This window comes from Devosia aurantiaca (assembly GCF_011058215.1).
In the GTDB taxonomy this organism is placed as follows: Bacteria; Pseudomonadota; Alphaproteobacteria; order Rhizobiales; family Devosiaceae; genus Devosia; species Devosia aurantiaca.
This window is the reverse complement of the sequence record NZ_JAALFG010000002.1, coordinates 973,399-987,299: the sequence shown is the minus strand read 5'-3', so window position 1 is coordinate 987,299 and position 13,901 is coordinate 973,399. Positions and strand designations below refer to the sequence as shown.

Here is a 13,901-nt window from a genome sequence, read left to right as displayed (position 1 = left end):
GGGGAGAGCGGCCAGCCCGGCCAAAACCTGACGACGTGAGGGCATGAATCGAAGGCACCGTTGCTTTGAAAATCAAAGCTGCGGCCTAAGCAATAAGATTGTGTTACAAAGTGAGCGCTGTTTGCGCTCACTTGAGACCGGCGCTGGGCGCGCAGGTCATGTGTGCTTTCGGGAAAGCGAGGGCTTGCTGACTAGCCGGGATGGCGCGCCGAGCTGCTGTTAGCCCAGCGCATCCCGGTCATGCTGCCTGCGCTTGCTCTTCCGCGGGGGCGCTATCCATTGCCTTCATGTAGAGGTCGAGGAGCGTCTCCTGTTCGTCGCGCTCGTCCTGATCCTGCTTGCGGAGCTTGATGATCTCCTTGATCACCTTGACGTCGAACCCCTCGCCTTTTGCTTCCGCGAAGACTTCCTTCTTGCCCTCGTTGAGGTCGGCGATCTCGGCTTCGATGTGCTCGATACGTTCAACGAACGAGCGGATGCGCCCCCGGCAATACCAGCGTCACTCATGGCAGCTCCTTTTGCTAAAGATGCCTGCACTGTCGTGAAGCCGGGTTGATGAAGCGTAAACCATCTCACCGCTTCGTCGGTACTCCACATCTATCAAGCCAGGCTGCAGGGTAGGGTCATCCTGGGCAGCTAACGCTGCTTTAAAACCGGCGACACGATGTGCGCATAAAGATGATCGTGCGTCACTATTCGTTAGCGGGCGCATCAGTTGAGTTCTCCACGTCGGCTGCCATTCCAATCGTTCAGAGACTGGAAGGCTGCCGAGAGACCGTATCCGCTGCGAACTCAATTGGCCGAAGAAACTTTACCTTACCAAGGCTCACAAACAGCCATGTCGCCGATGACAAAACTTCCGACGGCGTCAAGTTCTCGCCCTGTCTCGCCCCCTAGACGCCCACCAACAAAGAACACCTCGGAACCTTCAACAAAGTAGCTGCCGCCCGTGGTGTGATCCAAATCGGTGTAAGTGCCATCAGCTGATGCGATGAACCCCAAGCCGGCAAGCACCTGCGATCCATTCCCATAACAAGCGTATTCACCCTCTTGAAGGGCTGGCGCGCCGCGTCCGCCTGCATTTGCCGCGCTCGATCCGCCGGTCCAGATTATGCTGCCGTTCGTTATGATGGGGGAACCGAAACTGGCGGCGACAGTGCCGACCAGCGTCGCCGTACATTCAGTCCGTGGCATGTTCCCGGAGCATTCTGATCGAGCCTGCGCAAGATCGGTCGAGTTCATCGATGGCCCGTCAACGTAGATGTAGAGGGTCGCGCGCTGCAGGAGTATTGCAATAGAGGCTTTCGGCTTGAGCTCGGTTGATGACGCAATCTAGTTCAACTTCCTGACCTACCAGCGCGGGGAAGTCTCCAATGACTTCAGCAACGCTTGCTGCCGCAGCTGGCTGAGTCAGACCGGCAAAAATTGCGACTCCAAGTGAATAATACTTCTTCATGCCATCCCCCATACTGCCCAGTGCGGCCTTCTCCCAGCATTAGTGACACGTGAGAGGTTCTGCTGCATTTCAATTCTTGGGCGTCGGAGAACAGCGCTCAAAACTTGCGTGGGAAGAAGGGAAGCAGCCTGCGATCAGCTTGATCACGACGCTTGCCTTTAAGTGGAAAGAGCAGCTGCCCGACCTCATCGCCGCCGCCCGTGTCGCTTAGATTGGGCGGATCGTCGGCGAAACCGGAATTAACGAGTGCCTCGAAAAAATGGCCGGCTAGGTCAAAGCAGTCTTTGCCCGTGCATTATCACAGCGTCCGGCTGTCTCGCATAAGTGGGAGGTGGCCAAGCATCGGCTAAGCCTTCATCGGCACGCCGGCGATGCGGCCCGCACCGATTAAAATTGGCGAGATGGAATGGCGCGCCCGAAGAGATTCGAACTCCTGACCCCCAGATTCGTAGTCTGGTGCTCTATCCAGCTGAGCTACGGGCGCGCATTGCCGATGGTGTCGGCGGGTTCAGGAAGCGGCGGAAACGCTCAACTGCCTGAAGCGAGGCATCCCATACATGGCACTTTCCCCTATTGCAAGCGCGGGTGACGCAAATTCGTCATCAGGCTCTCAAAGCTGTGGACGATGAAGCGGCAGGGTGATGTCAAAGCGCGTGCCGACGTCGCTTTCGCCCAGGGCAAGCGCGCCGCCATGGGCTTCGGTGATCTCGCGGGCGATGGCAAGGCCAAGGCCGGTGCCGCCGGAGCGGGCGGAGCCTTCGAAGGCAACAAAAAGATTGTCGCGGGCACGGGGCGGCAGGCCCGGGCCGTTGTCGATGACCGAGATAATGACCTCGGCGTCGCTCGTTTGCGCTTCGACGGCGATCCGGCCTTGAAAGCCCTCGCGCGAATAGGCTTCGAGCGCTTCGCGCGCGTTTTTCATGAGGTTGACGAAGACGCGGCCGAGTTGGCTGGGATCGGCTTCGAGTTCGAGCTCTTCGGGAACGCCGTTTTTCCAATCCAGCATGGGATTGCCGGCGGCGCGGGCATCAAGGGCTGCGTCTTCGACCAGCTCGTGCAGCATGACCGGCGCAAATTTTGGGGGTGCGGTGGCTTCGCGGCCGAAGTCTAGGACGGATTGGGCAAAGCCGATGGCTTTGTCGAGTGTCGTGACGAGGCGGGGCGCGAGGCGTTGCACCTTGGGATCGTCGAGGGTCGCCACCTGATCGGAGAGCAGCTGTGCCGACGTGAGGGTGTTGCGCAGGTCGTGATTGATCTTGGCGACGGCGAGGCCGAGATCGGCAAGGTGCCGGCGTTGGCGCAGCATGGAGAAAAGGTCCTGCTCCATGGCGGAAAGTTCGCGCTCCAAGATGCCGATCTCGTCGCGGCGGGTGGAGGGCGACAGAATCAGGGAACCGTTTTCCGGCGCTTTGCGGAAGCGCAGCATGTTGTTGGTGACCCGGAGGATCGGGTCGAGGAAGAGGGTGCTGACCAGCATGTAAAGAACGAAGGCGGTGACCGCGGCAATGCCGAAGGAGACGAGGATGATGCCTCGCGAATAATCGATCATGTCTCGGCGCAGCGGATTTTCCGGCATCAGCAGTTCGACAAGGGCTTCATCGTTATCGCCTTCGCCGACGATGCGCAGGGTGCGGCCCGGTCCGGCAAACAGCGTGTCGAGCGCGCCCATGACCTGCGAACCGAGATCGGTTTGACGCAGATCGGCGGTGACGACGCGCTCGGGCATCACCGGTTCGGTGCGCTCGATCAGCTGGCTTTGGCCTTCGCGGCGATAAACGATGGCGTCGGCGCCGGCCGAGCCAAGGAGCCGGTCGGTGAGGTTTCGCGGCAGCGCGAGGACATCGGGCACGGCATCGAGGACACGGGCGGCCACGACGCCAACGCGCAGGCGATCCTGCAGCCAGGTGGTGCGGAAGCTCGCCAGAGAGGGGAAGTAGATGACGATTTCGACCAGCAGGATGACGCCGATAATGGTGGCGATGAGCTTGTAGGAGAGGCCGGAGAAGCGGTTTTTCGTGACGTTGGGGGCTTTCATGTCCGTCTCGATCCTCGGCCAGGCCTCAAGCCTTGTCAGTCCCTAGAGCGGGATGATGCGGCGGAGCGCACGACGCCGTGCCGCCCAGGGTGAAACGGGACGAGTGGCCAGATAGTTTGCTCCAAGCTCGGAAATGGTTGTCATCAGACTCGGATGGGGCAGCGACAGCTGCGCCAGTTTAGCCAAGGACAGCCCCTGTTCCATCGCCAGCGCCAGAACAGCAGCCATGTCCGCAGCGCCAGGGCCGACGATACTGGCGCCCAGGATCGTGCCATTGGGACCGGTCAAAACTTTAACTAGCCCCTGGCCCTGATTGGTGGCGAGCGCTGCGGGGTTTTCGGCAAAGCTGGCGCGGAAGATGCCGCTGCCGGGGCGCAGTTTCTCGGTGTTTGCCGTCGATCGCCCGATCTGGGCCAGTGGCGGATCGGTCAGGACGAGAAGCGGTTGCGGCGGGAGCCTGGTTGCTGCTGCGCCCAGCACGGCATCGACCACGGCGCGGCCGTGACGCTGGGCGTGGTGCCACTGCGTAATGCCGGAAGCGGCCCCGACGAGGCGGATGCGACGATTGGCGGTTTGGCCGAGATCGCCGGTGACCAGGGCTGCGCCATCGCGCTTGGGCTGAATGCGGGCAGCAGCAGGATCGAGCGGCTGCAGATCCGCCGTGCCGCCCATGGCCACAAGCACATGGGAGATATCGAGCGACTTCTGTTCGCCGGACGGAAGATCAACGACGGCGCCAGTGCCCTGCGATCGTGGCTGGATGGCAGAAACGCTACCGCCATCCAGGATCGCGATGCCTTCGGCTTGCAGCTGTTGCAGCAGAATGGACGCCGTCTCGGGATCAAAGCCGGGCAGGGCAGGGCCCTGGGGGACGATGGTCACGTCCGAGCCGAGCCGCGCGAAGACCTGCGCCAGGGCGAAGGCCGAAGCATCGTTGCCGATAACGAGAAGGTGGCTGAGCTTGCGCGTGGAAGAGAGAATCGACTCGGTGGTGAAGGCGCCGATCCGGTCGAGACCCGGAATGGCGGGAGCGGAGGGCGTGGCGCCGACCGCGAGGATAGTTGTGGCGGCCTTTATCTGTGTTTCGCCGACAACAAGGGTTTGAGCGTCGGAAAACCGCGGCTCGCCGCGCCGGATCTCGATACCGAGCGCGCCGAGGCGCTCGGTGCTGTTGGCCGGGGCAAGCTGGGTCAGCAGCGCCTCGATATTCTCCTGGATGGCGCGAAGATTGATCTTGGGCTCTGATGCGGAAAGGCCGAAATCAGCACCGCGGCGCGATGCTTGGGCGCGGGCGGCAATCGCTTGAAGGCGGGCAAGGCGCAGGGCGTTTTCCGATGCGTCGCCCGGTTCGGTCGCGCCACGGTCGACCAGAACGACCTCGGCGCCAAGGCGTCGCGCATGTTGCGCCAGATCGATCCCCAAGGCGCCGGCGCCGACAATGCAAAGATCGGGTCTAAGAAGTTCAGCCATATCCGCTAGGAGCTTGGGAAAAGTTGTGCACTTATGGGCGGGAACGGCGGCCTTTACAACTCTGGCGCAAAGGCTGCGACATTGGCTGACGTGCGTTGACTTGGGGTCTGCTTTTCCCTATAGACCGCACCAACCCGAAGGCGGCGCGGCTTGCCCGCCACCATGATTATTTCTGCAATTTTGCAGCAGCATTAAGAGGAACCGTGCCAAGCGCGGTTTGATGACATGAAGCGTACATACCAGCCCTCCAAGCTTGTGCGTGCCCGCCGTCACGGTTTCCGTGCCCGCATGGCGACCAAGGATGGCCGTATCATTTTGAACCGCCGCCGCGCGGTCGGCCGCAAGAAGCTCTCGGCCTAAGGATTTTTGGCCGGATGACGGCCGAACAGCCCACGAGCAAAGCCCAATTGCGCCGCCTCAAGCGGCGCGCGCAGTTTACCAAGGCCGCCCGGGGCAATCGCGCCGGGCGTTCTGCATTTGGGCTGCAGGCGGTTGCCGTCGATGCGCCCGATGCCGGCGTCGGCTTCACAGTTACCAAAAAGTCGGCAATTCGCCCGAGCGCAGCCGAATGAAACGGCGCCTGCGCGCTGCTGCGGCAGCATGCGCGCGTGACTTTGTGCCCGGACATGACTATGTGCTGCTGGCGCGACGCGAGGCCTTGAGCCTGCCCTTCGCCAAACTCGTCGCCGACTTGGGCGGCCTTATATCCCGCGTGCATGATGAAGCCGCGGGCAAACGTCCATCTCCTGGCCGCGGCCAACGGAACGCATGACCGATGAAATCTGACAATCGCAACATCATCCTTGCCGTCGTGCTCAGCATGCTGGTGCTGTTCGGCTGGCAGTTCTTTGTTGCCGGCCCGCAATTGCAGCGCGCCCAGGAACAGGCTGCCGCCCGCGACGCCGCAGCCGCTGCTGCCCAGGCTCAAACAGAGCCGCTGGCCGTGCCGACCGTCAATGCCGATGGCACGACGTCGACGCCGGCTGCGACCGCGCCCGCCGATGCTGCCAGCCAGACCTTTGCCGATCGCGAGAGCGCTCTTGCTGCCAGCCAGCGCGTGACCATTTCGACCGCCGACCTCGAGGGCTCGATCAACCTCACCGGCGCGCGCATCGATGATCTGCAGCTCAAGAATTACCGCGAAACGGTGGATCCGCAGTCCCCGATCATCACCCTGCTCAAGCCTGCAGGCCTCACGGACGCTTACTTCATCGAGCAGGGTTTTGCTGCATCCGGCAACGCAGTTGCCGTTCCCGATGCGCAGACCGTTTGGGCCGTGGAAGGCGCGAACACGACGCTTAGCGCCGAAACGCCCGTGACCCTGGTGTGGGACAATGGCGCGGGCCTTGTTTTCCGCCGCACCATCGCGGTCGACAATTTCTATCTTTTCACCGTCACGCAGACTGTCGAGAACCAGGGCGCTGGCGACGTTGCGCTCTTCCCCTATTCGCGCGTCGTTCGCCACGGCAATCCCAAGGTCCAGAACTTCTTCATCCAGCATGAAGGCCCGATCGGCGTTCTGGGCAACAACAATTATGTGTCGCGCAAGTATGGCGACCTGCAGAACGAAAAACAGGTCGACTTCGCCTCGACGACGGGGTGGCTGGGTATCGCCGACAAGTATTGGGCGACCGCCGTGCTGCCCAAGCCGGGTACCGGCATCAATGCGCGCTTCGCCTATTCGGCGCCGGCGGGCACCAATGTGTTCCAGTCCAACTATGTGGAAACGCAGCCGGTCGTCGTGCCGGCGGGCGGCACCGTCAGCCATGAATCCTACGTCTTTGCGGGCGCAAAGGAAGATCGCGTCATTGCGGGCTACCAGGAGACCTATGGCTTCGATCGCATCGAGCTCTTGATCGACTGGGGCTGGTTCCACTTCCTGACCAAGCCGATGCACTGGGCGCTGGTCAATCTTTATGCCCTGCTCGGCAATTTCGGCCTCGCCGTCCTTGCCGTGACCATTATCGTCAAGGCCATCTTCTTCCCGCTGGCCAACCGCTCCTATGCCTCCATGGCCGCGATGCGTCGCGTGCAGCCGGAAATGAAGGCGATCCAGGAGCGGCTCAAGGACGACCGTCCGGCCCAGCAACAGGCGATGATGGAGCTTTACCGCAAGGAAAAGATCAATCCGCTGAGCGGCTGCTGGCCGATCCTGATCCAGATTCCGGTGTTCTTCGCGCTCTACACCGTTATCTTCATCAGCCTCGAAATGCGTCATGCGCCGTTCTTCGGCTGGATTCAGGATCTGGCGGCGCCCGATCCCACCAATATCTTCACGCTGTTCGGCCTGATCCCGTGGAATCCCACGGTCCTGCCGGTCATCGGTTCCTTCCTCCACCTGGGCGTCTGGCCAGTGATCATGGGCATCACCATGTGGGTGCAGATGCGCCTCAATCCGCCACCGCCGGATCCGACGCAGCAGATGATCTTCAACTGGATGCCGGTGATCTTCACCTTCATGCTGGGCACGTTCCCGGCAGGTCTGGTGATCTACTGGGCGTGGAACAATACGCTGTCGATCGCGCAGCAGTGGTTCATCATGAAGCGGCATGGTGCCGAGGTGAACCTCTTCGGCAACATCATGAGCAGCTTCAGGCGCAAGCCGAAACCGGTCGAAACGACCAAGAGCTGATCCTTCGGGCCCGCCGCTCCTTCCGGCGGGCCTTTTCGTAAAAGGGGGCCCCTGTGAGCCAGCCTGATTTTCCCACCGACATTATCGAGCGCGGGCGCCTGTTGTTCGCGCGGCCGTTCCTATTCACCAAGGGCTGCGTGTCGATCAAGGACCTGCCGGAGCCAGATCGGCTCGAGATCGCCTTTGCGGGACGATCCAATGTCGGCAAGTCGAGCCTCATCAATGCGCTGTGCGGCACGTCGGGCCTGGCGCGTACCTCCAATACGCCGGGGCGGACGCAGGAGCTCAATATCTTCGAGTCGCAGAGCGAGCCTCTGCGCATCGTCGACATGCCAGGCTATGGCTATGCCAAGGCGCCAGAGCCCAAGGTCAAGGCCTGGACGAAGTTGGTGCACCAGTACCTTACCGGCCGCGCCACGCTGCGGCGCGTCTATGTGCTGGTGGATAGCCGCCATGGGCCCAAGGACAACGACCTATCGGTGATGAACGAGCTCGACCGGGCGGCGGTGAGCTATCAGGTGGTGCTGACCAAGGTCGACAAGCCGTCGGCGACGGAACTCGAGAAGGTCATCGCGTTGACCAAGCAGGCGATTGCCAAGCGTCCGGCGGCGCATCCCGATGTGATCGAGACGTCGAGCGAGAAGAATCTGGGGCTTGGGCACTTGCGATCGGAGATCGCGCTGCTGTTGGCGAGCTGAGAAGCAAACCAGAGCCACACCCTCGTCCTTCGAGACGCTTCGCTCCTCAGGATGAGGGCTACTGCGACAGTGGCGCTACCGCGTGCTGTCGAAGAAGTTGCGGATGATGGCGCGGAGTTTTTGCGAGTCGGACGGCGTCTGCATCGAGGTGAGCGCGGCGTCGATGACCGTTTCCGGCGCCTTTTCGCGGCGCATTTCGACGAGTGCGGTGGCGTAGGCGTCGTCGAATTCGGGATGGGGCTGGACGCTCATGGCGCGGCCGTTCCGATAGACGAGGCCGGCATGCGGGGCAAAGTCGGAGGCGAGTAAGACGTCTGCCGATGGAGGCACTGTAAGGACCTGATCCTGGTGCGAACAGGCGACGGACAGGGTCGCCGGTGCGTCACCCATGAAACCGGGGCGGCTCTCGATCCGGTAAGTGTGGCGTCCGAGGCCCCAGCCTTTTTCGGACTTGCGCACATCGCCACCCAGGGCATCGGCCATGATCTGATGGCCGAAACAGACGCCGAGCATGGGCGTGCCATTATCATAGGCGCGGCGGATGAAATCGCGGAGGGGTGGTAGCCAGTCGTGGTCTTCGTAGACGCCGGCGGGTGAGCCGGTGATGACGATGCCTTCGAGGTTTGCGGGGTCGGGCAGGCGGCCGGATCGGGCATCGGCGTCATCGAAGCTCAGACCTTCGCCGGTGGTTTCGAACATCTGCCGAAACATCAGCGGATAATCGTTGAACTGCGGCTGGAGGTGGGCCGGGACGGCGCCGGTCTGGACAATGGTGAGCTTCATGAGGGGCAGCCTGGTGGATCTGCCCCTCACCTAAAGGCAATAACGGGCGCTTTCAATCGCGCTTAATTGGAACCGTTGTTCGGGCGGGCCTTGTCGCCGCCTTCGCGCGTGTCCTTGGTCTTTGCATCGGGGGTCTGACCGAAATCGGTGCCGCCCAGGTGACCGCCGGCATCGACCTTGTCGAGCTGCGGATCGGCCTTGGAGCCTTGGTCTTTGGTGCTGTTCTGGGACATTGGAAATCCTCCTATAATGAGCGGGACCAATGATCCCGCCCCGGTGAGGTTCCCGAAAGATCAGGCAGCGGCGAAGCGCAGGGCGACGCCGTTGATGCAGTAGCGGAGGCCAGTCGGCTGCGGACCGTCTTCGAACACATGGCCCTGGTGGCCACCGCAATTGCTGCAATGGACTTCGGTGCGGGTCATGAACAGGGATTCATCGACCGATGTACCGATCGCGCCATCGATATAGGTGTAAAAGCTTGGCCAGCCCGTGCCGCTATCGAATTTGGTTTCGGAGGCAAAGAGCGCCTGATCGCAGCCGGCGCAATGGAAAGTGCCGGCGCGGTGCTCGTCGTTGAGGGGCGACGTATAGGGGCGCTCGGTGCCTTCGTGGCGCAGCACGTCATAGGCCGCTCCATCGAGCTTGGCCTTCCATTCGGCATCGGTGAGCTTGAAGGGGAAATTGCCTTCCGCAGCGGTAGTCGCGCGGTTAAGGCCGAGCGCGGCGACGAGGCCGGCAACGGCGCCTGAAGCAAGCAGGGTGCGGCGAGTCATGGTCATGGGTCTCTCTCCCGTTAAAAGAAAAACCCGGCGCCGTCCGGCACGGAGCCGGACGACACTGGGCGAAAGACGCGTCCCGCCAAACGCGAGGGCAACGCTGGGGTCGCGCATCGGTCTTGCCGGCGGGCGGCAAGACCTCCTTCACTGCGCCATTCGTTGTGGCGCGGTGATTGGTTACATCTTCGGCGTCAGGACGGCGTCGATGACGTGGATCACACCGTTGGACTGGATGACGTCCGGGATCGTGACGTTGGCAACGGTGCCGTTTTCGTCGGTCACGGTGACGTTGCCGCCTTCAGCCTTGAGGGTCAGCTTGCAACCGCCGACGGTGTCGACAACATGCTCGCCGCCATCGGCTTCAACCATCGAGACGATGTCGGTCGACAGAGCGCGAGCCGGGATCACGTGGCAGGTCAGGATCTGGGTCAGCTGATCCTTGTTCTCGGGGAGGAGAAGGGTGTCGACGGTGCCGGCCGGGAGGGCTTCAAAGGCAGCGTTGACGGGAGCGAGAACAGTGAACGGACCTTCACCCGAGAGGGTTTCGACGAGGCCGGCGGCCTGCACGGCAGCAACCAGGGTGGTGTGGTCAGCAGAGTTCACGGCGTTTTCGACAATGTTCTTGTCGGCATACATCGGAGCGCCACCAACTTCGGGGTTTTCCTGAGCGTAAGCAACGCCGGACAGGGCGCCAAAGCTAAGAACGGCAGCGACAGAGAGAGCACGAATGGAGATCATTGGGAGTTCCTTCCTGTTTAAATCTTGGTCCCGTCTTGCTTGGGACAACGTGAGATACGGAAGCTTCTTCTCGCCAGTTTCGCGCAAAAAGCAGATATTTATTGTTTAATTGGCGGAACCTTTTGCCAAATCGCGTCGCACACCAAGCCTGGTCATCTTCTCAGCCAAGGTGCGTCGCGGCACCTGCAGAGCTTCGGCTGCGGCAGCGATGGAATCCTGATGGCGGTCGAGTTCGGCTTCGATGAGGTGGCGTTCGTAAGCGGCGAGACGATCGCCCAGGCTTTCGCCGGATGATGAGGGCGCGCGCTGGCCGATGATGTCGCCGATCGAGCGCCCTGTCGCACCAAGCCCTAAGGCGAAGCGATCGGCTGCGGCCTTGAGCTCGCGCACATTGCCGGGCCAGGGGTGGGAGAGGAGCGCGCTGATGTCGGCCGGATGCAGATTGGGCACGGGTCGGCCAAAGCGGCGGGCAGCGTCGGCCAGAAAGTAGTGGAAGAGGATGACGCTGTCATCACCACGATCCCGCAAGGGCGGCAGATGCAGTTCGGCGAGGTTGAGACGATAGAAAAGGTCGGCGCGGAAGCGGCCGGCTTTGCTTTCGGCGGCGAGGTCGACCTTGGAAGCGGCAATGATGCGCAAATCGAGCGGGATCTGCCGGTTCGAGCCCAGCCGCTCGACCACGCGCTCCTGGATGACGCGCAGCACTTTGGCCTGGGCCAAAAGTGGCATGGACTCGATTTCGTCGAGCAAGAGCGTGCCGCCATTGGCATATTCGAACTTGCCGATGCGCTGCCCGCCAGCACCGGTAAAGGCCCCGCTCTCGTGGCCGAAGAGTTCGCTTTCGATGAGTTCAGCGGGAATGGCGGCGCAGTTAACGGCGACGAAGGCCCCTTTGGCCCGCGGCGAAAAGTCGTGAAGGCAGCGGGCAACGACTTCCTTTCCCGTCCCGGTTTCACCCAGGACGATGATGTCGGCCGGGATCGAGGCCAGCTCGAGAACAGAGCGGCGGAGTTCTTCCATAACGCGGGACGAGCCGACGAGGCGGGTGGCCAATTCGGTTTCGCCGCCATCGAGCTTGCGGCGCAGATCCGCCAGCTCCCGCTTGAGCCGTGCCTGTTCTGCGGCCCGGCTGATGGAGGCGACAAGCTGATCCGGCACATAGGGCTTTTGCAGGAAGTCGAAGGCGCCGGCGCGCATGGCTTCGACGGCCATGGGAACATCGCCATGGCCGGTGATCAGGATCACCTCGGTGGGGAGGCCGCGCTCGTTGATGGAGCGCAGGAGGTCGAGGCCCGAGAGGCCGGGCATGCGAACGTCGGTCAGCACCACATGGGGATGCCTGTCGTCAATCACGGTCATGGCTTCGCCGACATTGGCGGCCGTGGCCGTGGCAAAACCGGAGAGGCGCAGCCATTGATCGAGCGCCGTGCGCACCATTTCTTCGTCGTCGATGATCAGGACGGAAGGCTCGGTCATGCGGATACTCGTGTGGCGGCAGAAAAGGCCGTGGGCAGGGATATGGTGAAGGTCGATCCCTGGCCGGGAGAAGAGCGGGCCGTGATGGTGCCGCCGCTGTCGCGTACGAGGCCATAGGAAATGGAGAGGCCAAGGCCGAGGCCCTTGCCGGCAGGCTTGGTGGTGAAGAACGGATCGAAGAGGGACGAGAGATCCGATGCGGTGATACCGGTGCCGGTATCGGTCACGGCGATTTCTATGTGGCCGTCGCGATCGGTGACGCCGATCGACAGCACCCGCAGCGGCGTTTCGGCCATCGCATCGGCGGCGTTGGCGATGAGGTTGATCAGCACCTGCTCGAGATGGACCGGGTTGGCGGCCACGGCGAGCGGAGGGCGTGGCCGGCGATATTCGATATCAACGCCAACCTGGCGGAGGCGGTGGTCAGTGAGGTCGAGCGCATTGGCGATGGCAGAACCGATGTCGGCCTCCATGGCCACAAGCGTTTCCTTGCGCGCAAAGGTCTTGAGGTGACCGGTAAGCGTTGCGAGGCGTTCGACGACCTTGTCCATGGCGCCGATGATGGGGCCGAGTTCACCCGTGCCGCGCCGCTGCTCGATCAATCGCGCGCTGGCAAGATGAGTGGTGAGCGCCGCGACGGGCTGGCTGACTTCATGGGCGACCCCGGCCAGTGCCTGGCCAAGGCTTGCCATCTTGGCTGCTTGTACAAGGCCATGCTGGGCCTCGCGCTCGGCCCGTTCCGCCCGCACCCGGTCGGCGATTTCAGCGCGGAGCTGCTCGTTGACGGCATGCAGATCCTCGGTGCGTTCCGCCACGCGCTGTTCCAGCCGCTCGTGATCGGCAAGCCGCTGTGCCACGAGCCGGCGTCGCTGTTCGAACAGGACGAGGATCAGGAGCAGCGCCGCGCAGGCGAGTGACGCCGCGCTGGCCATAGTGAGGGCACCGCCATAAAGCGGCGACAACGGTGTCAGGGAGAGGAGCTTCCAGCCGTGCTTTGGCAGGCGGAGTTCGCGCAGCACGAAGTAGCCGGAGGTTTCGGGATCGTTACCGGACAGGAGGGCAAATTCGGCACCGCGCGAAAACCAACGATCGGTGATGATGCCGGTATTGTCGACGCCGTTTTCGCCATAGCGCTGCTGGCTCGAAATGCCGGCGAACTGCGACCGGGGGATGGTCTGAAGGGGACGGTAGCGCCAATCGGGACGTGTGGAGAGGATCACCACGTCGTTGATGTCGGTGATGCCGATAAGCTCGCCCGATTGCCACCAGGTGGCTTCGATCTCGCCGAGGTTGATCTTGGTGACCGCGACACCCATCGGGCCGTCGGGACCATCGACCCGTTGCGACAGGAAGTAGCCTGGGACGCTCGTCGATATGCCGAAGGCATAATACTCGGTTCGGCCACGCTCCATCGCATCGGCAAAGTAGGGGCGGAAGGAATAATTGGTGCCCACGAGGCTCGTCAGCGTCCACCAATTGCTGGCGGCGACGACGCTCCCATTTTCCTCCATGAGGAAGATTTCGCCAGCGCCGGCAGTTTCGTTGAGCTTGCTCAGATAGCCATTGGCCGCTTCGACGGCGGCAGGGTCATCGGGGCGCTCGAGCGCTGCCCGGCTTTCGGGTGCCTGCGAGATGGCGACGGGAAGATAATGGAAGCGCTCGATGATGGCTTCCAGCGTGCGATCGAAGAGCGTCAGCCGCCGCTGCGCACCTTCGCCAGCACTGCGCACGGCGGCGCTCAGGGTCACTTCGAAGACGACCCAAAAGGTCAAAGCGACGACCGCAAGCCCGACGGCCGTGAAGGTCAGCTGACGACGTCGAAACTTGAGCATGGCTC

15 protein-coding genes, 1 tRNA gene and 1 pseudogene are annotated in these 13,901 nt (G+C 62.3%); 5 read left to right on the top strand and 12 right to left on the bottom strand.

From position 1 onward, the window contains the following. Positions 1-238: 238 nt before the first annotated feature. The 6 genes and pseudogenes from G5575_RS12640 to G5575_RS12615 form a co-directional block, all read right to left on the bottom strand. Positions 239-507, bottom strand: a pseudogene (locus G5575_RS12640) (DUF2312 domain-containing protein). A gap of 309 nt (positions 508-816) precedes the next feature. After that, the gene (locus G5575_RS12635) at positions 817-1,242 is read right to left on the bottom strand and encodes a hypothetical protein (protein WP_164534598.1); all 426 of its coding nucleotides are present in this window, start codon (positions 1,240-1,242) and stop codon (positions 817-819) included. 10 nt (positions 1,243-1,252) lie between these two features. After that, a complete protein-coding gene (locus G5575_RS12630; protein ID WP_164534597.1) occupies positions 1,253-1,456 on the bottom strand; it encodes a hypothetical protein in 204 nt (67 codons plus the stop codon). A gap of 407 nt (positions 1,457-1,863) precedes the next feature. Next, positions 1,864-1,940, bottom strand: a tRNA-Arg gene (locus tag G5575_RS12625). A 126-nt stretch (positions 1,941-2,066) separates the two neighbouring features. Continuing rightward, positions 2,067-3,491, bottom strand: coding sequence for a sensor histidine kinase (locus G5575_RS12620; protein WP_164534596.1), 1,425 nt, complete (start codon positions 3,489-3,491; stop codon positions 2,067-2,069). A gap of 42 nt (positions 3,492-3,533) precedes the next feature. Beyond that, positions 3,534-4,961 carry an FAD-dependent oxidoreductase gene (locus tag G5575_RS12615; RefSeq protein WP_164534595.1) on the bottom strand — a complete coding sequence of 476 codons (1,428 nt, stop codon included), beginning with the start codon at positions 4,959-4,961 and terminating at the stop codon, positions 3,534-3,536. 225 nt (positions 4,962-5,186) lie between these two features. Here G5575_RS12615 and rpmH point away from each other — a divergent pair, with 225 nt between their 5' ends. The 5 genes from rpmH to yihA are packed head-to-tail and all read left to right on the top strand — an operon-like array spanning position 5,187 to position 8,291. Continuing rightward, the gene (gene rpmH, locus G5575_RS12610; RefSeq protein ID WP_164534594.1) at positions 5,187-5,321 is read left to right on the top strand and encodes a 50S ribosomal protein L34; all 135 of its coding nucleotides are present in this window, start codon (positions 5,187-5,189) and stop codon (positions 5,319-5,321) included. A gap of 14 nt (positions 5,322-5,335) precedes the next feature. Continuing rightward, complete coding sequence (locus G5575_RS20500; RefSeq protein WP_235935939.1) at positions 5,336-5,533, top strand: hypothetical protein; 198 nt, start codon at positions 5,336-5,338, stop codon at positions 5,531-5,533. Next, positions 5,530-5,733 (top strand): ribonuclease P protein component, encoded by a 204-nt coding sequence (locus G5575_RS20495; RefSeq protein ID WP_235935938.1) that lies wholly within the window; start codon positions 5,530-5,532, stop codon positions 5,731-5,733. Before G5575_RS20500 ends, G5575_RS20495 begins: the two co-directional genes overlap by 4 nt. 3 nt (positions 5,734-5,736) lie before the next feature. Continuing rightward, entirely contained in the window at positions 5,737-7,593 is a 1,857-nt protein-coding gene (yidC, locus tag G5575_RS12600; protein ID WP_164534593.1) for a membrane protein insertase YidC, read from the top strand. 53 nt (positions 7,594-7,646) lie between these two features. Then, complete coding sequence (gene yihA / locus G5575_RS12595) at positions 7,647-8,291, top strand: ribosome biogenesis GTP-binding protein YihA/YsxC (RefSeq protein ID WP_164534592.1); 645 nt, start codon at positions 7,647-7,649, stop codon at positions 8,289-8,291. 75 nt (positions 8,292-8,366) lie between these two features. Here the strand turns inward: yihA and G5575_RS12590 are convergent, their stop codons facing one another. The 6 genes from G5575_RS12590 to G5575_RS12565 form a co-directional block, all read right to left on the bottom strand. Continuing rightward, positions 8,367-9,074, bottom strand: coding sequence for a type 1 glutamine amidotransferase (locus G5575_RS12590; RefSeq protein WP_164534591.1), 708 nt, complete (start codon positions 9,072-9,074; stop codon positions 8,367-8,369). A gap of 62 nt (positions 9,075-9,136) precedes the next feature. After that, entirely contained in the window at positions 9,137-9,307 is a 171-nt protein-coding gene (locus G5575_RS12585; RefSeq protein ID WP_164534590.1) for a hypothetical protein, read from the bottom strand. Between the two features lie 60 nt (positions 9,308-9,367). Continuing rightward, positions 9,368-9,847, bottom strand: a complete 480-nt coding sequence (gene msrB, locus G5575_RS12580) for a peptide-methionine (R)-S-oxide reductase MsrB (RefSeq protein ID WP_207633145.1) — start codon at positions 9,845-9,847, stop codon at positions 9,368-9,370. 180 nt (positions 9,848-10,027) lie between these two features. Then, entirely contained in the window at positions 10,028-10,588 is a 561-nt protein-coding gene (locus G5575_RS12575) for a fasciclin domain-containing protein (RefSeq protein WP_164534588.1), read from the bottom strand. A 105-nt stretch (positions 10,589-10,693) separates the two neighbouring features. Then, positions 10,694-12,064: a sigma-54-dependent transcriptional regulator gene (locus G5575_RS12570; protein ID WP_164534587.1), complete on the bottom strand. Its 1,371-nt coding sequence runs from the start codon at positions 12,062-12,064 to the stop codon at positions 10,694-10,696. Further along, entirely contained in the window at positions 12,061-13,896 is a 1,836-nt protein-coding gene (locus G5575_RS12565; protein ID WP_164534586.1) for an ATP-binding protein, read from the bottom strand. The genes G5575_RS12570 and G5575_RS12565 overlap by 4 nt, the downstream gene beginning before the upstream one ends. Positions 13,897-13,901 lie beyond the last annotated feature (5 nt).